The sequence below is a fragment of the Paraburkholderia aspalathi genome (assembly GCF_900116445.1).
GTDB classification, from domain to species: Bacteria; Pseudomonadota; Gammaproteobacteria; order Burkholderiales; family Burkholderiaceae; genus Paraburkholderia; species Paraburkholderia aspalathi.
Genome location: NZ_FPBH01000016.1, coordinates 142,183 through 167,506 on the forward strand (window position 1 = coordinate 142,183; position 25,324 = coordinate 167,506).

Annotated in this window: 17 protein-coding genes and 6 pseudogenes; 13 read left to right on the forward strand and 10 right to left on the reverse strand. The window is 60.9% G+C overall.

From position 1 onward, the window contains the following. Positions 1–48 precede the first annotated feature (48 nt). Positions 49–774 (reverse strand): anti-sigma factor family protein, encoded by a 726-nt coding sequence (locus BM438_RS23580; RefSeq protein ID WP_093638682.1) that lies wholly within the window; start codon positions 772–774, stop codon positions 49–51. A 167-nt stretch (positions 775–941) separates the two neighbouring features. Here BM438_RS23580 and BM438_RS23585 point away from each other — a divergent pair, with 167 nt between their 5' ends. The 3 genes from BM438_RS23585 to BM438_RS23595 all read left to right on the forward strand — a co-directional run bounded on the left by BM438_RS23585 (position 942) and on the right by BM438_RS23595 (position 2,953). Continuing rightward, positions 942–1,211 carry a DUF4148 domain-containing protein gene (locus tag BM438_RS23585; protein ID WP_093638685.1) on the forward strand — a complete coding sequence of 90 codons (270 nt, stop codon included), beginning with the start codon at positions 942–944 and terminating at the stop codon, positions 1,209–1,211. A gap of 114 nt (positions 1,212–1,325) precedes the next feature. After that, the gene (locus BM438_RS23590) at positions 1,326–2,417 is read left to right on the forward strand and encodes a catalase family peroxidase (RefSeq protein WP_093638689.1); all 1,092 of its coding nucleotides are present in this window, start codon (positions 1,326–1,328) and stop codon (positions 2,415–2,417) included. Further along, positions 2,414–2,953: a cytochrome b gene (locus BM438_RS23595; RefSeq protein ID WP_093638692.1), complete on the forward strand. Its 540-nt coding sequence runs from the start codon at positions 2,414–2,416 to the stop codon at positions 2,951–2,953. The genes BM438_RS23590 and BM438_RS23595 overlap by 4 nt, the downstream gene beginning before the upstream one ends. Here BM438_RS23595 and BM438_RS23600 read toward each other — a convergent pair. Continuing rightward, complete coding sequence (locus BM438_RS23600) at positions 2,950–5,454, reverse strand: GcvT family protein (RefSeq protein ID WP_093638695.1); 2,505 nt, start codon at positions 5,452–5,454, stop codon at positions 2,950–2,952. The two genes, BM438_RS23595 and BM438_RS23600, sit on opposite strands and share 4 nt — an antisense overlap. A 166-nt stretch (positions 5,455–5,620) precedes the next feature. On the opposite strand from BM438_RS23600, the pseudogene BM438_RS23605 reads away from it, so the two are divergent. The 6 genes and pseudogenes from BM438_RS23605 to BM438_RS47060 all read left to right on the forward strand — a co-directional run. Next, positions 5,621–5,916, forward strand: a pseudogene (locus tag BM438_RS23605) (type II toxin-antitoxin system MqsR family toxin). Positions 5,917–5,918: 2 nt separating this feature from the next. After that, positions 5,919–6,320, forward strand: coding sequence for a type II toxin-antitoxin system MqsA family antitoxin (locus tag BM438_RS23610; RefSeq protein WP_093638698.1), 402 nt, complete (start codon positions 5,919–5,921; stop codon positions 6,318–6,320). Positions 6,321–6,434: 114 nt separating this feature from the next. Continuing rightward, positions 6,435–7,214, forward strand: a complete 780-nt coding sequence (locus BM438_RS23615; protein ID WP_093638701.1) for a DeoR/GlpR family DNA-binding transcription regulator — start codon at positions 6,435–6,437, stop codon at positions 7,212–7,214. 201 nt (positions 7,215–7,415) lie between these two features. After that, complete coding sequence (locus tag BM438_RS23620; RefSeq protein WP_093638704.1) at positions 7,416–10,901, forward strand: DEAD/DEAH box helicase; 3,486 nt, start codon at positions 7,416–7,418, stop codon at positions 10,899–10,901. Positions 10,902–11,601: 700 nt separating this feature from the next. After that, a pseudogene (locus BM438_RS23630) lies at positions 11,602–11,904 on the forward strand (protein mobD); the annotation flags it as partial. A gap of 56 nt (positions 11,905–11,960) precedes the next feature. Next, positions 11,961–12,291, forward strand: a pseudogene (locus tag BM438_RS47060) (phage integrase family protein); the annotation flags it as partial. A gap of 27 nt (positions 12,292–12,318) precedes the next feature. Here BM438_RS47060 and BM438_RS23640 read toward each other — a convergent pair. The 6 genes and pseudogenes from BM438_RS23640 to BM438_RS23665 form a co-directional block, all read right to left on the reverse strand. Next, positions 12,319–12,597 (reverse strand): DUF3331 domain-containing protein, encoded by a 279-nt coding sequence (locus BM438_RS23640; protein WP_167378443.1) that lies wholly within the window; start codon positions 12,595–12,597, stop codon positions 12,319–12,321. Positions 12,598–12,699: 102 nt separating this feature from the next. After that, positions 12,700–14,250, reverse strand: coding sequence for a DHA2 family efflux MFS transporter permease subunit (locus tag BM438_RS23645; RefSeq protein ID WP_143131745.1), 1,551 nt, complete (start codon positions 14,248–14,250; stop codon positions 12,700–12,702). Beyond that, positions 14,247–15,659, reverse strand: coding sequence for an HlyD/EmrA/EmrK family protein (locus BM438_RS23650; RefSeq protein ID WP_093638710.1), 1,413 nt, complete (start codon positions 15,657–15,659; stop codon positions 14,247–14,249). The genes BM438_RS23645 and BM438_RS23650 overlap by 4 nt, the downstream gene beginning before the upstream one ends. A gap of 53 nt (positions 15,660–15,712) precedes the next feature. After that, the gene (locus BM438_RS23655) at positions 15,713–17,254 is read right to left on the reverse strand and encodes an efflux transporter outer membrane subunit (protein ID WP_093638713.1); all 1,542 of its coding nucleotides are present in this window, start codon (positions 17,252–17,254) and stop codon (positions 15,713–15,715) included. A gap of 56 nt (positions 17,255–17,310) precedes the next feature. Continuing rightward, positions 17,311–17,505 (reverse strand): annotated as a pseudogene (locus BM438_RS23660) (MarR family transcriptional regulator); the annotation flags it as partial. A 597-nt stretch (positions 17,506–18,102) separates the two neighbouring features. Continuing rightward, complete coding sequence (locus tag BM438_RS23665; RefSeq protein ID WP_167378444.1) at positions 18,103–18,687, reverse strand: cysteine hydrolase family protein; 585 nt, start codon at positions 18,685–18,687, stop codon at positions 18,103–18,105. A 690-nt stretch (positions 18,688–19,377) separates the two neighbouring features. On the opposite strand from BM438_RS23665, the gene BM438_RS23675 reads away from it, so the two are divergent. Next, complete coding sequence (locus BM438_RS23675; RefSeq protein WP_167378445.1) at positions 19,378–19,962, forward strand: TetR/AcrR family transcriptional regulator; 585 nt, start codon at positions 19,378–19,380, stop codon at positions 19,960–19,962. A gap of 226 nt (positions 19,963–20,188) precedes the next feature. Here BM438_RS23675 and BM438_RS23680 read toward each other — a convergent pair. After that, positions 20,189–20,497: pseudogene (locus tag BM438_RS23680) on the reverse strand (ATP-binding cassette domain-containing protein); the annotation flags it as partial. A 2-nt stretch (positions 20,498–20,499) separates the two neighbouring features. Between BM438_RS23680 and BM438_RS23685 the strand changes: the two are divergent. Next, positions 20,500–20,929 (forward strand): annotated as a pseudogene (locus tag BM438_RS23685) (arginase family protein); the annotation flags it as partial. 561 nt (positions 20,930–21,490) lie between these two features. Further along, a complete protein-coding gene (locus BM438_RS23690) occupies positions 21,491–22,582 on the forward strand; it encodes a TIGR03118 family protein (RefSeq protein ID WP_093638722.1) in 1,092 nt (363 codons plus the stop codon). A 901-nt stretch (positions 22,583–23,483) separates the two neighbouring features. Here BM438_RS23690 and BM438_RS23700 read toward each other — a convergent pair. Then, positions 23,484–24,152 carry a TetR/AcrR family transcriptional regulator gene (locus BM438_RS23700; protein ID WP_244179442.1) on the reverse strand — a complete coding sequence of 223 codons (669 nt, stop codon included), beginning with the start codon at positions 24,150–24,152 and terminating at the stop codon, positions 23,484–23,486. Between the two features lie 96 nt (positions 24,153–24,248). On the opposite strand from BM438_RS23700, the gene BM438_RS23705 reads away from it, so the two are divergent. Beyond that, on the forward strand, positions 24,249–25,265 hold the full coding sequence (locus BM438_RS23705) for an alcohol dehydrogenase catalytic domain-containing protein (RefSeq protein WP_093638732.1): 1,017 nt from the start codon (positions 24,249–24,251) through the stop codon (positions 25,263–25,265). Positions 25,266–25,324 lie beyond the last annotated feature (59 nt).

Sequence of the window (25,324 nt, forward strand, 5' to 3'; positions counted from 1 at the left end):
ATTTTATTCCGTTGTTTTTGTCGCGTTGCGCAAAAACCTGGAAAGGGCTTAGCGCATCGTCATCACGTCGGCGGCGCGCATCAGGCCGTGGGTGCGGGCGTCGCCGGCGACCACGAAGCGCTGCCATTGCACCGTCCAGGTCAGCAACCTGATCTCGCCGATGCGCAGGGCGGCCCACTGCGGCTGCGCCGGCGCCAGCGGTGCCAGCGAGGAAATCAGCACGACGGGGCGGTTGTCGCCGTTCAGATAAATGAATTCGGTGGCGCGTTGGAGTGGACTGAGCGATAGGACCCTTTGATCCACCAGTCTCAACCCGATCGCCGCGAGGTTGGGCGCGGACACGTCGGTCCGCGTCGGCGAGGCGGCAGAATACTGTGCGGTGGCGGTTTCCGCCAACGCCATCACGGCCGCATTGTTGAGTGCCTGCCGGGATACCTGGGTGGCGGCCAGCCAGCCGCTCGCGGCGATCAGCGTTAGAACGAGCGCCACGACAGCGTTCACCACTTTGCCCCGGCGTTCCCCGGCCTTTAGCCGCCCGAGTACGCCGCGCCGTCCTTCGGCGCGGGTCGAAACGGGTTCGTCAGTTGTTTGGAAGGCCTGCTGCATTTGCGCGTTGAGCCTGTCGTAGAACGCTACGCGGCGTGCTTCCGCCGGATCCTTGCCCAGATAGTCCTCCAGAAACGCAGCGCGTTCCGGCGTCAGCGTGCCATCGGCGTAGGCCTGAATGTCGGCTTCGGAAGGCGGTGAATCGGAGGGAGGAGCGGTTGAGGTCATGGTTTCGGCATTCGTCGGATTTCAGCTATCGAGTGGCGAACACACGCAGGTGTGAGTTTATTCCACGTTCGAAGTTTGTTTCTTACGAAGCGCCAAGGCAGGAATAAAAGCCGGAAACCCGTGGTTATCCCTCATGCAAACCCGCACAAAACTCTCTGGAGTTCATCATGAAGAAGATCGCTTTTGCCGCATTGTCCCTCGTCGTTTTCGCTGCTTCGTCGAGCGTTTTTGCAGAAGGCAAGACACGTGCTCAGGTGTACCAGGAATTGATCGAAGCCCAGCAGAACGGCCTTGACTATGTCACTGATACATCGTATCCGGAAGTCAACCCCATCTTCGCCCAGCAGGTCGCGCACAACAAGGAAGCACTCGCCGCCAAGGCGGCCGCCGCGAACCATGTCGCGAGCGGCGCCGCGACCGCAGGCAGCGTCAATTGACCGTATCGATAGCCGGCGCGCACACGGAACGGACGCGCCGGACGTCGAATGGAATAGATCGCCGAATTCGGTGTTTGCCGATGAGTGCATCTTTCCGAGAGTCAAGGAGTCGTCGTGACAAAACCATCCGTTCCCAACGCTGCGCCTCCATGCATGCCATGCCGGCTCGCGGCAATTGGCGCGGTCGTCGCGGCTCTTGCCGGCGGCTTCGCTTACACGGCGGGCTGGCTGACACCTGCGCGGCTCACCGCGCCCCGTATCATCAACACTTTCGAAGCGGTGGCCGGCCAGGCTCATCCCGGCTATCGCCGCAACCATGCAAAGGGCCTGTGTGTGGCGGGGTATTTCGACAGTAGCGGCGACGGTTCGGTACTTTCACGTGCTGCCGTGTTCGCGCCGGGCCGCACGCCGGTCATCGGCCGCTTCGCGGTTCCAGGCGGCAACCCGTCCGCGCCCGACACGAGTTCGCCGGTACGCAGCATGGCGTTGCTGTTCCAACTGCAGAATGGCGAGCAGTGGCGCACTGGGATGAATTCGACACCTGTGTTCGCGGTTCATACGCCCGAGCAGTTCTATCAGCAACTGGTCGCGGCGAAACCTGATGCCGCGACCGGCAAACCCGACCCCGCAAAGCTGAAAGCGTTTTATGCGGCGAATCCGGAGACCAAGCCGTTTCAGGCATGGGTGAAGGCGCATCCGCCATCGTCGAGTCTGGCGAACGCCGCGTACTACAGCATCAACGCATTCCAGTTCACCGACAGCGCGGGCAATACTCGCGCCGTGCGTTGGGCGATGGTGCCTGAAACGCCGTATGCATCGATCACCGATGCGCAAAAGGAAGAGAAGAATTTCCTCGAAGCCGATCTCGATCAGCGTCTGCAAAATGGACCGTTGCGCTGGCATCTGATCCTGACGGTCGCGCAACCCGGCGATCCCATCGACGACGCGACGATGCAATGGCCCGACGATCGTCAGCATATCGATGCCGGCACGCTGGTGATCGATCACACGACGTCGCAGGAAAACGGTGCCTGTCGCGATGTTAATTTTGATCCGACCATCTTGCCGGCCGGTATCCGGCCTTCCAACGATCCGTTGCTCGCCGCGCGCTCGGCAGCGTACGCGCTGTCGTATAAGCGCCGCACGCGCGAAGAATCGTTGCATCCCGAGGTCCATCAAACGAAGTCGAACGGAGAGCGTTCATGACACAGACGCGTACCCATTTCAGTCCGCTCGCGCGACTCCTGCATTGGACGATGGCGCCGTTGATCATCGCCATGCTGTTTATCGGCGTGGGAATGGTCGCGACGGTGTCGCGGGCGCATACCACGCTGATCGCGATTCACAAGCCGCTTGGGATAGCGCTGCTGCTGTTGGTGATACTGCGCGTAGGCGTGCGTATCCGGCGCGGCAGTCCGCCATTGCCGGCCTACATGCCGGCGCCGCAGCGTTTTGTCGCCAGGCTGTCGCATCTCATCCTCTATGCGCTGATGATCGCGATGCCGTTGATCGGTTGGGGGATGCTATCCGCCGGGGGATATCCGATTACGCTATACGGTCCCCTGCATTTGCCCCCGATCGCGCCGCATAACACGGAGCTGTTCGCGCTACTCCGTGCCTTGCATACATGGCTAGCATTCGCACTGTTCGCTACGGTGCTGTTGCATCTCGCGGCGGCGCTGTTTCATGGTCTGATCCGCCGCGATGGGGTGTTTTCGAGTATGGCGCGCGGCGGACGTTAGCCCTTCACCCGTTCCGAGCGTGGATCATAGGGCGCCTTCAGATGCACGGTCGCCGGCAGCAGATCGCCGGCGACGTCGATCATGTATTGAGCGCCGTTCAGATACGCGGCATCGGCGACGCCGTCTGGATTGTTGATATAACCCATCGCCACCGGACAGCCGAGCGTGTGCCCGAACGCTGCCGAACTGACGAAGCCGACCGGCTTGCCGTCACGCAGAATGGCTTCGCCACCCCACAGCATGCGATCGGCGGCGCCGTCGGCGGTAAACACCACCATGCGGCGGCGCAGCGGTTCGGCGCGCAATTTCAGCAACGCGTCGCGGCCGCGGAACGGGATGTCTTTGTCGAGCTTGCAGGCGAATGACAGACCCGCTTCGAACGGATTCGTATCCGGCGTCAGTTCGCGGCCCCACGCACGATAGCCTTTCTCAATGCGCAAAGAGTCGATCGCGTAGTAGCCCGCGTTGACGAGACCGAACGCCTTGCCTGCCTGTTGCAAGGTTTCGTACACGCTGACTGCGAACTCGACCGGCACGTACAGTTCCCAACCGAGTTCGCCGACGTAGGTGAGGCGGGTGGCGCGCAGCGTCGCATAACCGAGATCGACCTCGCGGCTTTGGCCGAACGCGAACGCCTCATTGCTCCAGTCCGCCTTCGACACGCTTTGCAGCAACTCGCGTGAACGCGGGCCCATTACAGCGAGCACGGCGTACTGGCCTGTGACGTCGACCAGCGTGCAGTGTTTGTCGCGCGGAATCGCTTTTTCGATGGTGTCGAAATCGCGCGTGGTTTGCGCGGTGCCGGTGACCAGCAGGTATTGATCGTCGGCGAGGCGCGTGAGCGTGAAATCCGATTCGTAGGTGCCGCGCTCGTTGAGCATGCCGGTGTAGACCGTCGTACCTGGCGGTACGGCTAGGTCATTGGCGACGATGCCTTGCAGCACGCTTTCCGCATCGCGTCCTTTGACGAGAAATTTGGAGAACGACGTCATGTCGAATAGCGCGACGCCCTCGCGACATGCGCGATGTTCGGCGCCGCTCCACGGTAACCAGTTCTGCTGGCCGAACGCGTAATCGATCTGTGCTTCAGCGGGTGTCGGCGCGAAAAAGTTGGCGCGCTCCCAGCCCATTTTGCTGCCGAAGCAGGCGCCGTCATCGCGCAGCAGCGAATACAGCGGCGAGCGGCGGAACGGCCGCGCGCTGTCGAGTTCGCGATTCGGCCACGGCATCGCATAGTGCAGGCCGAGCGTTTCCTTCACGCGATCATGCAGCCAGGTGTCGTTGCCGTTAAATCGCGCAAAGCGGCGGATGTCGACCGGCCACAGGTCCATCGTCGGTTCGCCCGCGACGATCCATTCGGCGAGCGCCATCCCCGCGCCGCCCGCCGATGCGATCCCCATCGAATTGAAACCCGCGCCGATGAAAAAACGCCGCAATTCCGGCGCTTCGCCGAGCATGAAGTTGTTGTCCGGCGTGAACGATTCCGGGCCGTTGTAGAACTGCTTTACTTGCGCCGTTTCGAGCGCGGGCACGCGCTGCAACGCGTTTTCCATCAGGATTTCGAACTGATCCCAGTCGTCGGGCAGCAACTGGAATTCGAAGTTGTCCGGGATGCCGTTCATGCCCCACGGTTTCGCGTTCGGTTCGAAGCCGCCCATCACGAGACCGCCCACTTCTTCCTTGAAGTAGATGAAGCCGTCCGGATCGCGCATCACCGGCAGGTCAGGATGCACGCCGGCAATGCGTTCGGTGACGATGTAGTAGTGCTCGGCCGAGTGCAAGGGCACGGTCACGCCGCACAGGCGGCCCACCGCCTTGGCCCATTGGCCCGCGCAATTCACGACGATGTCCGCGCCGATCGTGCCTTCTTCGCCTTCCTTGTTGCGCCACGCGAGGCCGCTGACTTCGCGTGCGCCTGTCGTGCCGTTTGCCTTGTCTTCGAGCGCGGTGCGCGTGTGAATCGCCGTGACCCGGGTGTTCTCGACGATGCGTGCGCCGCGCGTGCGAGCGCCGCGGGCGAGGGCCTGGGTCAGATCAGTGGGATTCGCTTTGCCGTCGCCGGGCAGCCAGACGGCGCCGAGCAGGTCGTCGGTGCGCATCACCGGCCATAGATCGCCGGCTTCCTGCGGGCTGATTACGTCGCACGCCACACCGTAGGCGCGCGCGACGGCGGCGGTGCGCTTGAGTTGCGTCATCCGCTCGGCCGTGCGGGCCACCGAGAGCGAGCCGCATTGCTTCCAGCCAGTCGCGAGGCCGGTGTCGGCTTCGAGTTCGGCGTAGAGGGCGGTCGAGTAACGGATCAGTTTGGTCATGCTTTCCTGCGCGCGCAGTTGGCCGACGAGGCCGGCCGCGTGCCAGGTCGTGCCACACGACAACTGACCCTGTTCGAGCAGAACCACATCGGTCCAACCCAGTTTGGTCAGGTGGTAGGCGACCGAGCAGCCAATGATGCCGCCTCCAATGATGACGACACGGGCGTGGGTGGGGATGGATGTGGACATGTGTGGAAATAGGTTGAATTAACGTGCGTAGATTGCAACAAAATTTGGCAAAAAGCAACGATCGATTTGGCTGATGTGGGATCAAAGGATGTCGCGGATACGTCAGTAACAGACGGCCGCCCTACCTTTTTATAACCAAGTAGGTTAATATCAATCGGAGGCAAGAGTGGAAAAAAACACGCCTCACTGCAAGTTGGCCGATGTCCAGGGCTTGGCGAGTGCAGGGAAGATCAGAATCACGAAATCGGCCGTGATCGGGGCTGCGGCACTCGGCTTCGGGCCTGCGGCGATTGTCGAAACGGTGATGTCCCTCGATCGGCGTGCTTTCAGAAAAAGCATGACTAGTACGCGGACCACCGGGTCTGGCAGGACGTCTACTGCGCCATGACTGAAGCAGGCATGGTCTATTTGAAACTGACGGTGGTCGATGACGTCCTCGTCGTGTCATTCAAGGAGTGGTGAGCATGAAGTGCCCGAATTGCGGAGCGGCCGAACTGGTGCGGGATACGCGCAATATGCGCTATGTCTACAAAGGGGAAACAGCCGTCTTCGAGGCCGTCACCGGCGACTATTGCCCGGCATGTGAAGAGGCTGTGCTCGACATGGACGAGGCGACCCGCACGGGTCAAATGATGCTTGCCTTCAACAAGGAGGTGAATGCATCGCAAGTAGATCCCGCATTCATTGCCGCCGTCCGCAAGAAGCTTGAGCTGGATCAGCGCGAGGCAGCGGAAATTTTCGGTGGCGGCGTGAACGCTTTTTCGCGGTACGAGAATGGCAAAACCAAGCCGCCGCTCGCGCTAATCAAGCTGTTGAAGGTGCTGGATCGCCATCCCGAGTTGCTGGCGGAAGTAAGGGCAGGTTGAGTTTTAATGCTGTTTTAGCATGCCGATTGTGGATTTATATGGGAATGCGTTGAGATTTCTTGGCGAACCATGAGGTGTTTGCTAGACTGGGCACCGTCTCCCGGTCTCGATCCTATGTTCTCCACCCAACGCCAAGCTGAAATCCTGCGACTCGTCCGCGACGAGCGTACCTGCACGATCACCGATCTTGCCGGCCGCTTCGAGGTGTCTGACGAGACCATCCGCCGCAATATCAAGCCGTTGATCGCGGACGGCCTGCTCATCAAGGTCCACGGCGGCATCATGCTGCCCGAACGGCTCGACGAGCCGCCGTTCCAGCGGCGCATGGTGGCAAGCCGCGAGGGCAAGCAGGCGATCGGCGCGCGCATCAGCGAACTCGTGCGAGACGGCGACTCGCTGATCCTCGAGGGCGGTACGACCTGCTTGCACATCGCCCAGGCTCTTACCGCGCGCTCGCGGCTCACGGTAGTGACCAATTCCATCGAAGTCGCTCGCGTGCTGGCGCCGCGCAACGGCAACCGGGTGTTCATTGCGGGTGGCGAACTGCGTGCTGACGACTCCGCTGCAGTCGGCGACAGCGTGCTTGCCTTCCTGCGCCAGTTCCATGTGCGCTACGCAATCGTCTCGGTCACCGCGATCGACCTGCAGGGCCGGTTCATGGACGCACTGCCCGCCGACGTGGCGTTTTCGCTCGCCGCCTTTGCGCAGGCCGAGCGGCTCGTGGTCGCCGCGGATCACGCGAAATTCGGCCACAGCGCGCTGGTACATGCTTTCGGCCCGGATGCGGTCGATCTGCTGGTCACCGATGAGGCGCCAACGCCGGCGCTCGCTCAGGTGTTCGCGGCAGCGGGGCTGGAAGTGAGCGTCGGGGCATCCAGCGACCCCGCACTCTGAGCGAAGCCAGGCCATCCGTCCCTTGCACTGCCTTGGAAGCCGTCTCCACAGCTAATTTCGTCCGACGCGTAAAATGGCCGGTTACCACGGGCAATCTATGCCGGGCTGAAACTGCGCGGGCAGTCGCCGTTCGTCGCCTGCCGCGCCGATTCCGCGTCCGCGCACGGTTGCCCCCGCCGGCTTGAAAAGGAATGGACCCTGATGTCGTCAGTTTTCTTCGATCGGGAACGGATTACGGAATGGCTGGGCGACCACACCGTCGCCAAGGCACGCTCGGTCGGCGCCGTCACGAACGTGAAATGGGACGGCGCCAAGCTCAGCGGCTATGTGCAGGGCTCACGGGTGCTGCCCTACCACACGCAGGTGCGGTTCCGGACCGATGGCGGCAGACCGTGGGCGCAGAGCGAATGCAGTTGCCCGGTCAGCCGCAATTGCAAGCATGTCGCCGCGCTGCTGCTCGCCGAGCTTGAGTATCACGACGAGATGGAGCACATCACCAACGTCGACACTGGCATCGACTCCGATGAGCGCCCGTCCGCCGACTACCCTCAGGCGCCGTCCGGATCAGCGATGCAACCGCCATCCGGCGTACGTCCCGAACTGGTCAGCTGGCTCGAGCGTTTTCGCGCACGCGCCGAGGCCGCCGATGCAGTCGCCCAGAAGGCGGGCGCCGCACGCACTCAAACGCTCGCCTACCTGCTGAACTGGTCCAAGTTCCACATGCGCCACGAAGTCGTGCTGTACCGGGCGCACTGCAATCCGGACGGCACGATTGTCGAAGTCGACGAGCCCTGGGGCAATGTGGAAGCCGCCTTGCTCAAGCAACCCAAGTTTGTCTCCGACGAAGACCTGTCGATCCTGCGCGGTTTGTGGCTGGGCCGCTCGCGCGAGGATTTCGGCCAGTTTGTTCTGCGCGGCACGAGCGGCGCGGAGATGTTGCAAAAGCTGATGGCCACGGGGCGCCTGTTCTTCGAGTTCAAGCCGGCGCCGGGTCACGATGGACCGACGCCTTTGTCGCGCGGCGCCACCCGGCCTGGGCGGATCGAATGGGAACCGCTGGCGGACGAACGCCTGCGGCCCGTGCTGTGCACTGAGCCGCGCGCCACCATGGTGCTGCCCACCGAGCCGATCTGGTACGTGGACGGCGTCGCGAATGAAGCGGGTTTCGTCGAATCGTCGTTGCCGTTCCAGCAGTTGCCCGACTACCTCGCCATGCCGCCGATCTCGCTCGCCGAAGCGCCGCTTGTCGCCTCGGTGTTGCGTGAGATCGCGCCCGATTTGCCGCTGCCGCCCACGCACGACGCCTCCGCGATTCGCGTGATCGACGTCGATCCCGTGCCGGTGCTCACGCTCAATAGCCACGCGCTGCCGTCCACAGCCAAGGCGGGGCAACGAAAATCAGAGGCAGTCGAACTGGCCGGCGTCAGCTTCGATTACGACGGCGTCAGCATCAATGTCGACAGCAGCGTCACCCTCGTACCCATGCCGGGCGGCGACGTCATCCATATCCGCCGACGCTACGAAGCCGAAAAGAAGCGCTTACTCGAACTGCGCAAGACCGGCCTGCAGAAAGTCCCGACCAGCCGCGTGTACGCGTCGCGGCTTTTGCCTGACACGATGCTCGGCCTGCCCGATGCCGAATCCTGGTCCGCCTTTGTCAACGACGCTGTACCTGAGCTCGTGAGCAAAGGCTGGCGCGTGACGATGGCGCCCGAGTTCCGCTACAACATCATCGAGATCGACGCGATCGACGGCACCGCGCAGCAGGCGGGCGACGGCTGGTTCGATCTGGAGATGGGCATCCGCATCGGCGAGCGCAATGTGCGGCTCGAGCCGCTGCTCGCCGATCTGTTCCGGCGCGACCGTCGCTGGCTCGGCGGCGCGCTTGAAGCGATCGCCGACGACGAACCGATCGAGCTGAAGACCGAAGAAAACAAGCGCCTGCGTTTGCGCGCCGACCGGCTGAAGCCGGTGGTGCGCGTGCTGGTCGATCTGTTCGACGCACTGGGCGGCACGTTGGCCGAAGGCGCGCCGCTGCGGGTGCCCTCCGTCGATGCGGGCCGCCTCGAAGCCTTGAACAGCACGGGCCGCTGGCAATTCCAGGGCGACGATTCGATTCGCCAGCTGGCGCAGCGTCTGCAGGCCGGCCCAGGCTTGCACGAGGTGCCGGTACCGCGTGGTCTGAAGGCGGAACTGCGTGCGTATCAGCAGCAGGGCCTGAACTGGATGCAGTTTTTGCGCGAACACGATCTGGCCGGCGTGCTCGCCGACGACATGGGTCTCGGCAAGACCGTGCAGACGCTCGCGCACATCCTCGCGGAGAAGGAAGCAGGGCGGCTCAACCGTCCCGCGTTGATCGTCGTGCCGACCACGCTCGTGCACAACTGGCGCGAGGAAGCGCGGCGCTTCGCACCCGATCTGAAAGTGCTGGTCCTGAACGGCCCGCAGCGCAAGGAGCGTTTTGAGCAGATCGGCGAACACGACCTGATTCTGACGACTTACGCGTTGCTGTGGCGCGATCAGAAGGTGCTCGCCGAGCATGACTATCACCTGCTGATCCTCGACGAGGCGCAGTACGTGAAGAATGCCAGCACCAAAGCCGCGCAGGCGATCCGCGGATTGCGCGCGCGGCATCGGCTGTGTTTGACGGGGACGCCGCTGGAGAATCACCTCGGCGAACTGTGGTCGCAGTTCGACTTTCTGTTGCCGGGCTTTCTCGGCAGCCAGAAAGACTTCACCAAGCGTTGGCGCAATCCGATCGAGAAGAACGGTGACGGCGTGCGCCGCGCGCTGCTGGCGCGCCGCATCCGGCCGTTTATGCTGCGCCGTCGTAAGGACGAGGTCGCGAAGGAGTTGCCGGCCAAGACCACCATCGTCTGTTCGGTCGATCTGGAGGGCGCGCAGCGCGATCTATACGAAACAGTGCGGACGGCCATGCAGGAGCGGGTGCGTGCGGCGGTCAGCGCGCAGGGTCTCGCGCGCAGCCACATCATCGTGCTCGATGCCTTGCTGAAGCTGCGCCAGGTGTGCTGTGATCCGCGTCTCGTGCGGAAAATCAGGGTTGATGAGGCGCCGGGGGAATCAGGCGAACCGGGCGGGAAGCGCGGCAAAGTGGAAAAAGCGGAAAGGGTCGAAAAGGGCGCACGTGTCACGCGTTCGGCCAAGCTCGATTTGCTCCTGTCGATGCTGCCTGAATTGATCGAGGAAGGACGCCGCGTGCTGCTGTTCTCGCAGTTCACCGGCATGCTGGCGCTGATTGCCGACGCGCTCGAGGAAGCCGCGATTCCCTACGTCATTCTGACTGGCGACACGACGGACCGCATCACGCCGGTCGAGCGCTTCCAGCAAGGCGAGGTGCCCTTGTTCCTGATCAGCCTGAAGGCAGGTGGAGTAGGTCTGAACCTGACCGCTGCGGATACCGTGATTCATTACGACCCGTGGTGGAATCCTGCTGCCGAGAATCAGGCGACCGACCGCGCCCATCGGCTGGGGCAGGATAAGCCCGTATTTGTCTACAAGCTGATTGCCGCGGGCAGTATCGAAGAAAAGATCGTGGAGTTGCAGGAGCAGAAGGCGGGACTTGCCGACAGCATTCTCTCCGAAGACGCCGCCGGCGCCGCCAAGTTCTCGGACGACGACCTTGACGCGCTATTCGCGCCGATGCCGGAGATTGAAAGCAGTAGGTGAGAAGTGCAGGCTGCGCGCGCCGCGGAGATTCCGACTGCGGCGTGACGCGCCTCCAAAAGTGCAAGGTTCCCCGCCAACCCGTCAATCCCCGTTTGCTCGCTTGATGAAGCATGTTGAACTCCATGTGCACTGAGGGGAATTCGAGCGACCGTATAAAAAATATTTTTCTGTTCCCCTACGTTCTTCAGCATTCCGGTGTATTCCACCAGTCTTGATGACCGGCAGGAACTGGTATTGACGATGAGTAAACGCCTACGCAAGACGCGTGTGACGGTGTTACATCGGAGCGAATCATGCCGGTTGTTCGGAGTTTCACGCGAGGGCAATGGGAGGCACTTGGACGCAGACTGGGTGCGCTCCCTGAAAAGAGCAAAGATGAACAGCACCTCAAGGTGGGAGACGGCGTTAAATCCATTCGGACGCAAATTGGAGCGGCGAGGGAGAAGGGCTACACGCTGAATGAATTGATAGAGCAGGCAGCGCAGGAAGGCATCGACGTGAATCTCAATTCCCTGAGATATGCGATGCGCCGCGCCGAGGGAAAGGGGCGAATTCGCAGGGAAAGCAAGGACGCAGTACGCGATCACCCCGCAGGGCCGGCACGGCGCAGGAAACCGGCTCAGAAAAATGCGGTACGCGATAAGCCGCTACGTGCCGGAACACAACAGAAAGGGGATGGAGGAGTGACCAGGTCGGGGCCCTGCTCCTCAGGTTTGGTGCGACGTTCCCGAACGCGGTCACACGCGTTGTGCGCAACGGCTATTTCGGCGCGCCGGAAAAGTTCGCCCTGTACCGGGAATCAAATCTGCGCAAGGCCATTGAGGCGCAGGGTCAGTCGCTGGATTTCCCTGATCTTGCGGATCGCGTTGCCGACGAACTTCGTAGCCAGCGCCTGTCGATACGCAAGGCAGCAGAAATGATGCATATCGGGGAGCGTGCTGAATTGCTGCGCTGGCGCGCATTGTTTAGCACGATGTTTGCCAGGATGGCGGCCGATGCGTGACCGGCAGACGAGACTACCGGATGCAATCGGCCGTCTGTTTCTCGACGTCACGGGGTGCCGGCATGCCGTTTCGCAAAGCTATGGAACGCTACCTGCCGGAGCGCCTAGGGGCAGGGCAGTCGGCGCGCGGAGTGCTCGGCAGCGTTCGCCGACGGCTGGCGAAGGTCGCGCGGCAGGTCGGCCGGCCGGAACTCGTCATGGTTTTTGCGCACCACTGACGGTGGGCGTTTACGGGACACGAAGGCGGTCGCGGACGCGATCGAGGTCCTGCGGCACGCGCGCATGCCGACTCCGAAGATCAGTGACGACATCGGCATCTGGCTGCCCGCGCGAGCGGTCGCTACCCTGCACGCGCACGGTATCTCGACGCTGTCGGACCTCACCGTATATTAGACGTCCCGATGGAACCGTTTTTCATGTCGCGAGATATGAATACTCCGTCAATTGTCCGTCGCCCGCGTGCATGGTTTCAGGCACGGCGCTAACCAGAATCATCTCATCGGCGTTAAGCGTTGCCTGACTTCGTTTGGGTTTGAACACCGCGTCGCCCTTATGGATCTCCGTCCCGCTGAATGCACATCGCCCCGCTGTACGAGCCGTGACAATGCGCCATTCTTGCCCGCCACAGTGGCCGCGACGCGCGTCGCTCCAGTCGACCACCAGGAGGTCGGCCTTGGGCCGTTCGAGCAGCAAGATGCGACATCCCGTCGCAAAACACCGCGTGTTCTCTGTGTCCGCTTTACGCATCATCGATCGCCTCCGAGTGGTACCCTCTCGCACCGAAAACACGTGCCGTTAATCCATCACCGCATGCGTCGCGTCTTCACTGTTGACTCGCTTGGCGGGTCGAATAATCAACAGCAGCGGGATGACCACGATGCTCATCCACATCATGAATTTGAAATCGTCGATGTAGCCGATCATGCTGGCCTGCGCGGTGATTTGCTGGTCAAGCGTAGCAAGCGCGAAGGCAGAAGGCCCCTGACCCGAGGGGTGCAGGAGCGGGTTGAAGCGGGTGATGTGCTCAACCAGCGTCGAGTGAACGATCTGCGTGTGCTGCGTGAGCATCGTTTGCACGACTGAGATACCGATGCTGCTGCCAATATTGCGAACCAGGCTGAAAATAGCCGTGCCGTCAGCACGCATCTCCGGACTTAGCGTGGCGAATGTCAAGGTGCTCAACGGGACGAACACGAAGCCGAGTCCAAGCCCTTGAATCACGCCGGGCCAAACGACGTTGCGCTCGGACAGAACAATCGTATAGCCCGCCATCTGCCAGAGCGAGAACGCTGTTAGCGCAAGGCCGATAAATATGAGAATGCGCAGATCAACGCGTCCGATTGATCTGCCGGCGATCATCATTGCGAACATCGTGCCTATACCGCTGGGTGCGACGACGAGGCCTGCTGTCGCGACCGGGTAGTTCATGAGGGTTTGCAGCATGGGCGGCAGCAGGGCGCGAGTCGCGAAGAGAATCACGCCCACCACAAAGATAAACACAAGGCCTGTGACGAAATTTCGATCGACGAGCAGGCGCCGGTTGAAAAAAGATGGTCCTCGCACGGTCGCCGTGTGGATGATGAAGAAGATAAAGCTGATCGCGCATGCGAGCGTCTCGCACCAGATTTCGATCGAGCCGAACCAATCCTGTTGCTCACCGCGATCGAGCATCGCCTGCAACGCGCCGATGGCGATGCTAAGTGTTGCAAAGCCGAAGAAGTCGAATCGGGTGTCCCGCCGCAGGAATTCGCCCTTGATATATGTGAACACGCCAAACACCGCGAAGGCGCCAATCGGCACGTTGATGAAAAATACCCAGCGCCAGTTGTAACTGTCGGTGAGCCATCCACCAAGGGTTGGGCCCAGGATCGGGCCGACCATCACACCCATGCCCCAGATCGCCATGGCCTGCCCCTGCTTTTCACGCGGGTTGATGTCGAGCAGAATGGCCTGCGACAACGGCACGAGCGACGCGCCAAATACCCCCTGGAGCAGACGCGCGGCAATGATCATCGGTAACGAAATCGAAACGCCGCACAAGGCCGACGCGACCGTGAAGCCCACAATGGAGGTGAGCAATACATTCTTTTTCCCGAAGTGGTCGCAGAGCCAGCCGGTGACAGGCGTCGCGATAGCCGCGGCGACGATGTAGGACGTCAGCACCCAGGTGATCTGATCCTGTGACGCTGACAAGCTGCCTTGCATGTGCGGCAACGCCACGTTTGCGATCGTGCTGTCGAGCGACTGGATCAGCGTCGCCAGCATGATGCAAATCGTGATGATGCCGCGGTGCGGCACCAAAGGTGCCGACGCCTGGTTCGTGGCCGTACCCGTCGGCGTGCTCATTGCCTCGTTCCTTTCTCTTCGCTGCCTGATGCTGCGAATTGTTCAAGGCCGTGCTGAGGCAAAAAAACGAAAGACTTGTTCTGGTATTTCCTTCCGATCCCGGTCGGTTGCTGCATCGCGTGGCCGACGGTCGGCTTCTTGCGGTGCGAGGACGTGTCTTGCGCTTCATTGCCCGGGCCTGCGCTGCCCTCGTTTTCTTGAATGATCCGGGCGATTTCGGCGTCGGCCTGATCGCCATACCTCGCAAAAACGTCGGTCTGGTAAATGGTGTTGGGCGCGGCGCCCAACTGGCCGCCTTGGTCGTTCTTGATCGTCACGTCGACGTTCATCGACAGGCCGATGCGCAGCGGATGCTTTTCCAGTTCCTTCGGATCGAGCCCAATGCGCACCGGCAGTCGTTGCACGACCTTGATCCAGTTGCCGGTGGCGTTTTGAGCCGGCAGCAGTGAGAACGCGGAGCCAGTGCCGGCTGAGAAGCCGATCACCTTGCCGTGGAACACCACCGATGAACCGTACACGTCTGCGGTCAATTCGACCGGTTGGCCAATGCGCATGTGTTGCAACTGAACTTCCTTGAAGTTCGCGTCGACCCATACGGCGTTTAGCGGGACAATCCCCATTAACGGAGTGCCCGGCAATACGCGTTGGCCGACTTGTACCGAGCGTTGCGCGACATAGCCTGTGACCGGTGCAGGCATGGTGTTGCGGGCAAAGTTTATGTAGGAGTCGCGTACTTTCGCCGCGGCAGCGCGCACGTTCGGATGGTCGGTGATGTCCGTGTTGGCGGTCAGTGCGCGATTGGATTGAAGCTCCTGCTCTGCGGCGTTGAGCGATGCTTGCGCGCCGCGCACCGTGTCCCGCGCATGCGAGATTTCTTCCAGCGAAATCGCACCGGTTTGCGCGATGGTCATGCGGCGCCGCAGATCGTCCTCGGCGCGCGACAGGTCCGACTGGCGCAACGCTACTTGCGCCGCGTACTGGTTGTCGTTCACAAAAAGCGTGCGCACCTGACGTACCGTTTGCGCCAGATTCGCTTCGGCCTGATCGAGTGTGACCTTCGAATCCGCCGGGTCAAGCACCACTATCGCATCGCCGACGTGAACCGTCTGCGTGTCGTCGGCGTTCACGGAGATGACAGTGCCCATTACTTGTGGAGTGATCTGTACGACGTTGCCGTTCACGTAGGCGTCGTCGGTCGTTTCGTGAAAGCGCGCGATGAGGAAGTAATACAGGCCATAAGCAATCGCCGCGATAAGAAGCACAATGATGAACAGCGTCATCAGCAGCCGGCGTTTGCCGTTGGTCGTCGCCTCCGGATCCGCGGCAACCTGAGTCGCTTGGGCCTGGGTGGGTGGATACGGCGGACTGGTTGGTTTTGCGGAAGTGACGGGATCTTCGGTGGTGCTCATGGCGATGCTCCGGGTTTCTCAATGTTCGTCGCTTGTTCGGGTAGCTTTCGGGCTCAGTCCGCGGCAGTCGGCGTCGCTCGGCTTGCCGGCAGGGGTTGAACGGACTGCGGAGCTTGCGCCACGCGAGCGTCGGTCGGCACGACAAGATCGACCTTCGTGGCGTCGAATCCACCGCCGAGCGCCTTGATCAGTGCGATCTGCATATTGCGGCGACTCATCCTCATATCCGTCACGGTCTGTTCCGCCGCGAGCCGGCTCTGGTCCGCCGACAACACTTGCAATTGGGGAGAGAGGCCCGCCTTGTAGCGCACCACTGAGAGCTGGTAAGCGCTGGTCGAGGCCTCCAGCGCCCGCTGCGCGTCGGCTTGCTGCCGGTCGATCGAATGGATGGAGGCAACCTGGGTGGAGACATCGTTCAGCGCATTGACGAGCGTCTGGTTGTAGCCGGCAACGTCGTAGTCGAAGTCCGCATAGCGGCCTTTCAACTGTGAGCGCAAAGCGCCGCCATCGAAGATCGGCAGGTGAATGGCGGGGCCAAACTGTATCTGGCGGCTCCCCGCAGTGAAGAACTTGCCCCAGCCAAACGCGTCGAAGCCGGCGGTCGCAGCGAGGTTTACATCCGGGAAGAATTCGGCCTTGGCCTCTTTGACATCGTGGAGTGCCGCCTCCACCTGCCAGCGTGCGACGACGATGTCCGGACGACGCGCCAGCAGGTCGGCGGGAAGGTTGTCCGGCAGAGCGATGGCGCCGCCTGACGCCAGGACCGGCTGAACGATTTGCAGGCCGCGGTCCGGACCCTTGCCGAGCAACGCTCCCAATTGATAGCGCACGACGGTGATCTGGCCATCCAGATCGCTAAGATTCGCGCGGGTCGTTGCGATGTTGCCGATCGCCGTTTGTCGCTCAACGTTGGTGTCGAGGCCCGCGGTGACGCGGCCGTCGGTGATGCGGCCAATCTCTTCACGATTCTGGACTTCACGTTGAGCGATGTCGCGCTGGGCATAGAGGCGCGCGAGCTGGTTGTAGGCACTTGCGACCGACGCGGCGAGTGTCACGCGGGCCTGCTGCATATCAGCTTCGGTCGCTCTCTCCTGCGACACAGCCTGGCCCAGGCGCTGGCGATTCTTGCCCCACAGATCCAGATCCCACGACGCGCTCGCGAGTGCGTTGTTCTCGCTATACCAGGTGCCGCCGAAGGGCGGCGGGTAGATCGAGTTGGCCGAGTAGATCTCGCGGTTCCACGAATAGCTGGCATTGACCTTCGGGTAGAGCGCCGAACGCGAACTTTCGATATACGAGGAGGCTTTTGCGATGCGCGCCTGCGCCTGGGCGATCGACGGGCTGCCTTCCAGCGCCTCCGCGATCAGTTGGGGCAGTTGCGGGTCGCCGAACTGGTTGGCCCAATCGAGCGATGGCCACTGCCCACCCTGTGACGGTAAGCTCTGGTTGGACTCGTACTGACCCGGCGACGACATCTGCTTGTCGCTTCCTATACCGAAGTAATTCGCGCACCCCGTAAGGGCGAGCGCTGCCACCGCTGTGGTGACAGCGGCCCGGCACGACAGTGCAGGCGCGGACAGGGAAAGGGATTTCATCGCTCGACTTTTTTGAGTGTCAGTGGAATGTGATGGCGGGGTCTGCAACGGACTCATTACTCCCCGTTGCAAAAGCTGGTTGATGCATTGCCGGTTGGTCCCGATAGCTGGCTGTCGGCGTTGGCGAGCACGCGCTTCAACATGCTCTTAAGTAGTCCGACCTCTTCCGGTGTGAAACCGGACAACAGGTCGTCCAGCACGCCGCTGAAGATGGCCGGTATGCGTCGCTGGCCTTCCGGCGTCAGCGCAAGGCCCCTGGACGACTGGTCGGAACCCAAAGTGTTCATCTGCTTTTTGCTGCCTGAGCACGGGTTGGCACAAAAATGTCCCCGTGCAACGCCTATTCCTGGATCAGGTTGCGGAAAATGCGAGTAGAACTCATATTTAGTGATGTCATAATATGACTGTCACTCGTATTTTGTCAAGCCGCCCGAAACCGCTAGTTCGGCTGGATTCATATGGCATTGAAAAACGTTCGGCGACTGTGCAGATTCTGCTTTCGTCGTTTGCGCCGTCTGTGAATCTAGAAACATTGCGAAGGCGATGTTCTCGCGCGACCAGTACAGATTTCACTGCGAGCCTAGATGCATGCTCGACAGCTGGTTCTGTGCGATGGTCATTGCTACGAGGGCCATAAACCGTGCGGTCGTGGCCAGTCGGAGTTTCCCAGCAGAGGGCGTTTTGACCGGCTGGAAGAGGCGATCAGACGTGCGATGCAGTGGGTCAACGGGCATCGCGCGGACAACCGAAACTGAGAGTCCGTGCGGACGGTCCTAGCCGCGAGCCGATGGGGTAGATCGTCAAATGGCGATGGCGGGATGCCACCTCGCCGACACTGCCCGCCGCATTCAGGCGAGCATTGAGATGATCGCGCTGGCTTCGGTCACAAAGGCCTGTCGTGGAAAGACCTTGTCGAGCAGGACGCGGTGGACCTCCGCATCGTTATCCGAGCAGCAGTCCCTGACTACGAAAAGGCGGTAATCCGCATCCGCTGCGTCGCAAAGCGTCGAGAGCACCACACCACTTGTGAGGATGCCGGTGAGCAATAGCGTGTCGATGCCGTTTGCTCGCAGGATCATGTCAAGGTCGGTTCCGGCGAAGGCGCTTACCCGATGTTTGGTCACGACTGTGTCAGCCGGTCCTGGTGCCACAGCGGGGTGAATCTCAATGGTTGAATCGTCTCCAGCTAACCGGCCTGAACTCCTGATTGCACTGAACGTCATGTTCCGCTCGCTCACCTCTGGATAGCCTGGCCGGAAGGCGACCACGACATAGATCACCATGATGCTGGCGTCGCGTGCGGCCTCCAGCAGTTTGGCGGTCCGGCTGAGAAGCTGCTTACTGTCTGTGGCGTAGCCGTCGACGACGAGTCTCTGGAAATCCATGACAAGCAGGGCGGCGCGTGTGCGATCGATGGGAAGCGGTTGGATCATGATGTCATTCTCCGTTGGGATTTGGATTGGATGCGTGTTCAAGGCTAAACATGAACAAAAGCATTCTCCACTAGGCGCTGCTCGCACATGGTGGGTTGCGGTTACCGTTGCCGGAGACCACAAATCCGGCTGTGCGCGCTCTGCTGCAGGCCGACACCGACACACCCTTTGGCCTTGAGCTATTGACCGGTCGAAAAAAAGCCGACCTGATCAGGGTCGGCCAAAGATTCTGGCGAATTATGGGGGAGGGGGTGCCAGAACCTTCCGGGGCTGAAAGATGCATCGGGATCATGCCCCGTGTAATGCGAGGAATACTCATATTGTTGGGCGATAATATGAGCATTCCTCCAGTATTGTCAAGCCTTGGGAAAGCATCTGAGCAGGGGAGCGGGGAGGTCTGCATTGCGGGCTTGAATATCGCTGTGAACCCTATGGCCACCAGGATCATGACCAGAATCACGCAGCCGCTTCAAACCTTTTGGCATAATCGAGGAACTTCATCAGTTTGTTATGCCCGGAACTTCGTGCGTGCGAAGACGCGAATGGGTAGCACCCGGGTGCTGAAGCGGCTGATGCCTCTCACCCAGCAAAATGAGAGCCAATCTCACATTATGGAACGACAATATGAATGAGACTCTGGTTTCGTCAAGGCGACCGAAGCCGCCTACCCAGGAGCGCGGAGAGAAGCGTGTGGCCGATCTACTCGCCGCAGCCGAGCAACTCTTCGCGTCGTCGGGCTATGAGGCTACAAGCATGAATGCAATTGCGAGCCTCGCAGGTTCTTCAATCGGCTCGCTGTACCAGTTCTTCCCCAATAAGGAAAGCGTCGGGGCCGCGCTGTTGAACCGCTACACGGACGAGATCGTCCTGTTATTGGATCAGTGGCAATTGTCTTTGCCCGAGACACCTATGGAGTTCGCAGGGGGATTGATTTCTATCGTGCATGGCTACGTCTCGAAACGCCCCGCGTGCAGGGTGCTGTCGGAAACTCCATCGGTGGTGGTAGCAGGATCATACGGGATGGTTCGGCTTTCCGCAGCGATTCAGGATCTGTTGACGACGTTCGATTCCTCGATCAGGCGCTCGGAGCTATCCGGAATTGCCTTGGCGACATACCTGATCCTAAAGGCGGCCCTGCAAGGGGCCCGGATGGTGGACAAGAGCAAGAGTGCGGCGGTCCGCAAAGAGATGCAGCAGGCTTTGGGTAGCTACCTGAAGGAACGTATAGGCAACGGTTCCAGAACGAACGCAGGCAGCAGCAAGGAGCCGCGATAGCCTGGCCAGACCGTTATTCTGCGTTGGTCAAATAGTGACTTATTGCAATCAAGCCGACGCGACAAAGGTGTTGTTGATCTGACGCACGACGCTGGGTCACCGAGGCCGCTTGCTATAGGACACATCCACATCATCCTTACGTATCGCTTTGGGACCGTTGCGAACTCATCAGTTGGTCGAAGCTTGACTCAACCCAGTTGACTTTGGCGCCCATCTTCGCGGCGAGAGTGCGGGTCTGCGTGGGCGCGCCTAGCACCTGCTCAGGCAAGCCGCTCTCGATGACTTGTCCCTGATCCATGAACAGCACACGGCTCGCGACTTCCCGCGCAAAACCGAGTTCGTGCGTAACGACGACCATGGTCATGCCGGTGCGGGCAAGATCGCGCATCACGGCGAGCACTTCGCCGACCAGTTCCGGATCGAGCGCGGACGTGGGCTCGTCGAACAGCATCAGCGCCGGCTTCATTGCGAGTGCGCGGGCAATCGCCACACGCTGCTGCTGGCCGCCAGACAGTTCCACCGGATATGCATCGCAGTTCCAACGTGTTCATTCGCGAAGGCAATCCGTTGCGCGGAATACTGGCGAAAGCGGGTCGCTATCTTGCAGACGGAAGTTGCCCTGTCGGCCCGCACATATATGAGTCTGCCTACTGGTCTGCGCAATGTGCCGCAGCCGCGGCGCAGGCCGTTCTCGAAGGTGCGCGCGAAACGTATGCACTCTCACGTTCTCCTGGTCACCACGCGCGCGTCGAAGCGGCAGACGGATTTTTCTACATCAATAGTGCGGCGGTCGCAGCGGAATCCAGTCGTGGCGGGATTCGACGATGAACGCGGAGTAAATGAGGGGCACGGCTACAACGCGAACTTTCCGATGCCTCATCACTCGCCCGAATCGGTTTTCTTCGATCAGTTGGACAAAGCGCTGAACGTCGTGAGCCAGTTTCAGGCGGACGCGCTAGTCATCGCTTCAAGTGGATAGCGCAGTCGCTTCAGAACCTTGGCAATTATCGGAGCAAGCGTTTTTCGTGGCGTGAGAGTCTGCTTCATCGAAGGGCCAAACGGTTTTCGTCAGCTTCTAACTTTACTTTCTCCGCATTAATGCGACAGAACTCCCGACATTCACCCGTGCACGATACTGTCGTACTTCAAGCGAAAAGGTCATCCAGTCTGCGTCCGCGGAGTGTCAGTGTCCGACTCGCGGTGAGCCAGTCAAGGGGATCTGTAGCTGCCGTTGAAAGTCAATTGTCATCCGGGCGCCGCAAGTGAATATCAACGTCCGTGCGCACCAATGCCCCGCAATGTGAACCTCAGGTGGCTCGAATACGGATCGCACGGAATAAACACGCGTGCTTGATCGTTCAATGCGCAATGACGATGAACCGCCGGCGCGAAGGTCGAGGGCAAGGATGCCATCGACGCCGCTTGCGGGTTGGTGCGCTCGTTCAGAACACAAAGGGGTCGACGCGCGTTGCCAGTGGTTGTGCCGCGCGGGGACTACAGGCAAATCGTCCAAAGATCAGGAGGTGACATGCATAAGCTTGCAACTGTTTTCTCGCTTGCAGGAGCGGCCACGCTCGCACTTGCCGCGTGCGGCGGCAATTCGGGTAACAATATGCCCACACCGACCGCCGGTACATTCAAGTCGACCATTCTCGTGTCCAACGGCAGCGTCGCCGCGCCGCACGTCGACCCCAATCTGCAAAACGGCTGGGGCATCGCGTTCGGTCCGACCACCCCCGTCTGGGTATCAGACAACAATACGCAGAAGTCGTCGCTGTATGACGGCAATGGCGTGGTGCAGTCGCTCGTGGTCACACTACCGCCGGCCGCAAGCGGTCAACCCGCGAGTCCGACCGGTATCGTTTTCAACGGTACTACGGACTTCGCCGTCACGGCGAATGGCGCAACGGGTAACGCGGCATTCATTTTTGCCACGCTGGCCGGCACGATCGCGGCCTGGTCGCCTAAGGTGCTGCCGACGCAGGCTGTCACCGTTCACGATGACGGCGCGGGCGGAGCCGAATACACAGGCCTTGCGATTGCCAGCAACGCCGGCGCAAGCATGCTGTACGCCGCCGATTTCCATAACGGCAAAGTTGATATGTTCGACAAGACTTTCACGAAAGTCACGGTTGCCGGCGCCTTTAGCGACCCGAACGTACCTGCGGGTTTTAATCCGTTCGGTATCCAGGCCGTCGGCACTACGATTTATGTGGCGTATGCGAAGCTCGGGCCCGATGGTCACAGAGATCAAAGCGGTGCGGGCAACGGCGTGGTGGATGCGTTCGATACCGCTGGCCACCTGCTCAAGCGCATCGCATCAAACGGGCCGCTCAATTCGCCGTGGGGGATCGCCATGGCGCCGGCCAATTTCGGCGTGTTCAGCAACGACCTGCTGATCGGCAACTTCGGCGACGGCACCATCAACGCGTTCGATCCTGCGACTGGCGACTCGAAAGGGCCGCTCACACAGGCCGATGGTTCAAAGGTGACGCAGCAAGGACTCTGGGGCCTGGCGTTCGGCAACAACGCCGACAACCAGCCTTCCAACACGCTGTTTTTCGCGGCAGGTCCGACGGCGACGACGGGTGTCTATGGACGCATCGATTCATCGATGTAGCCGGCCAAAGGTCCACAGGCTCGATGCAGTATCGTCAAGCGTGGCGCCAGAGACCGCGAGCGGTCCCATTCAGACGCCTGTGGTGGAGCGCAAAGGCGGTGCGAACCGACTTTGTCAACATGTCAGGATTGAAACGGAGCGATCGCCAGTGGGATTGTCATCTCCATCGAAGGAGCTCAAACTGGCAGGGCGCCATTCGTCGAGGGCGCCTGAAAAGATAATGAGCGCGTACGTCGCATGGCGACTATCGATGCAGGCAACATGCATGCGAAGCGTGGTTCTGCGAATACACTCAGCTCCGAGCCCGCAACCTCACCCGCGGTCAAAACCAGTAATCGGCCCTCAGCGTACCCGACTTTGCCGACGCACCTACAGATTTGGAGTCGCTCGTAGCGATAGAAACGAATTTCTGGATTTTCTTTCCTGCGGGAGCCGCTTTCTCTCGCAGCATCGTTCGAAAGATTGACAGATATGCGATTCCAGATCATTCGAAGAACGTCCCGGTGTTCCGAGTTGGCGTCGTAGATCCGGCCGTCGGGAAAGTAGTTGACTGGTGGTTGTGGGATGCCCTATAACGAATGGCCGCTATCGACATACTTGAGCGACCGCTTCGGGTCCAGAGTGTGTGAAAACACGTCGATCACGTTGCCCGCTCTTTGCAAGGATCTCGCGAAGGCGGGCGATATTGATATAGCCACTTGCCAAGTCGATGATGACATTGTGGTCGAGCGTGAGCTTCATAACTCGGACCTACTTCCGACTGCATTCTGAGCACCGAAGGATACGCACTCACCCACGGTGTGCCGATGCTGCGTCAGTCCACGAAAGGAAGCAGAGCATGACGCTCCAAATCGCGGCCCTGCGAGCGCCGGCGCTGGACCACTCTGTGCGGCACTGTCGGTCAGACAGCGCGAGTCCCCCGGGGCTTTGCAGATATCACCCGACCGCTTTGAGCTGGCCATGCTTGCATGGCGACATCTGCGATCGCCTTCAGCTTTTGCGGGCCGCCTCCGTCTCGTGCCTGGACGGCCATTCCGCGGGTCACGGCGCTGTAGAAGGCAGCAAGTGCAGGCACGTCGGTGTCAGGCGGTAAGTCGCCGTCTTCGACCCCCTTGCGCAACCGCTGCGCCATCATCTCTTCAGCGTTTGCACGGTGCTCGGCCATCGTCTCACGAATAGAAGCGAGTTCGGGGGGCAGGTGAGTGCCGGCCAGAGAGATCATGCAGCCCGATGGGTGGCTGTCTCGAGTGAACTCCACGACGGTAGCATCGAGAAGCTTCTTGAATGCTTCTCGCGTGTCGGCCGTGCCGAACAGTCTGCCAGCGAACCAGACTTCGGACATGCTCAGGTATGCGTCAGTCGTTTCCTTATAAAGCTGCTCCTTGCTGCCAAACGAGTTATAGAAGCTCGAGGGGCTGATCCCCATGGCATGGATCAACTGGTCAAAGGATGCGCCTTCGTATCCCTGCTCCCAGAAGAGCTTCATGGCTCGGTTCAGGGCTTCCGTACGATCAAAGGTTGAGGGTCTGCCGCGGCTGCGCCGGGGTTGGGTATCGTTTTTTGTAGTCATGGCTCCAAAATTAATTGACATGCTGTAGAGATGAACCTATTCTGCCATAACGGAGCGATCGCTCCAATAATCATATGCTTGCGAAAGGAGTCTCTGATGCAGCGAATTGTTCACACCAACCATGGCGAGCCCGCCGAGGTGCTCACGCTGGAAGCATTTTCCGATGCCCCTTCTCTTGTGGGCGGAGCGGCGCTTGTGCGTGTGTCCGCCGCACCGGTTCATCCGGGCGACTTGCTGGGCGTCTCAGCTTCCCCCGCCTTCGGGGCGGCTCCCTTCATTCCGAGGGGAGGTCGAGTGCCCGGCGTCGAAGGTGTAGGGGTGGTGGAAGCGCTGGCCGCTGACATTGCCCCTTCACACCGGATTCAGGTCGGCACACGTGTGGCCTTCTTTCCCGTCAACGGTGCCTGGAGTTCCAGGATCGCCGCGCCTGTCCAGTCGCTGATACCCGTGCCCGATGAAGTGAGCGATGAGGTCGCAGCGCAGATGTTGGTCAACACGTTGACGGCACGCCTTGCGATGAGGGCTGGTCACAACGCGTTGCCTGAAGACAAGCGCGAAGATGTCACCGTTATTCAGACGGCTGCCAATTCCGCCGTCGGAAGGCTGCTCACTCATCTGCTCGTCGAAGCGGGCGTCAATCCGATCCTGCTCGCCGGCTCCGCGGCGAGCGCGCAAGCGCTTAAAGCTGCTCGCCCCAGCCTTTCTGTCATCGCCACGGAGAACCAGGGCTGGAAGGACGAACTTCGCGCTGCGCTTGCGAACAAGCCCGTCTACGTGGCGTTCGATGGCGTCGGCGGCGTGCTCTTGCCCGACGTAGCGGGCTTCCTGGCCCGGGGCGGAGCGATCATTAGCTACGGCTCCCTGGGAGGAGCGGCGACGGACATTCGTTCCATCGCCCCTCAAGCGCTGACCATCAAGGGGGTGTCGTTGTTCAGTTGGCAATTCGAAGCTGCGACGGTACGCGAAGCAGACCTGGCCAAGGCGCTCGAGTTGGCACGCAACTTCCCGAGCCTTTTCCCAGTGGCGGAACGATATCAGGCGAGCGACTACCTGCGAGCGCTCGAACATACGTACCGCAGGGGAAGGGCCGGCATGGTGCTGTTCGCGTTCTAGCGCTACGCGTCCTGCGCAATGTGAGGCGCTCCTCGTCATGAGGGGCGGCCTCGTAGCGT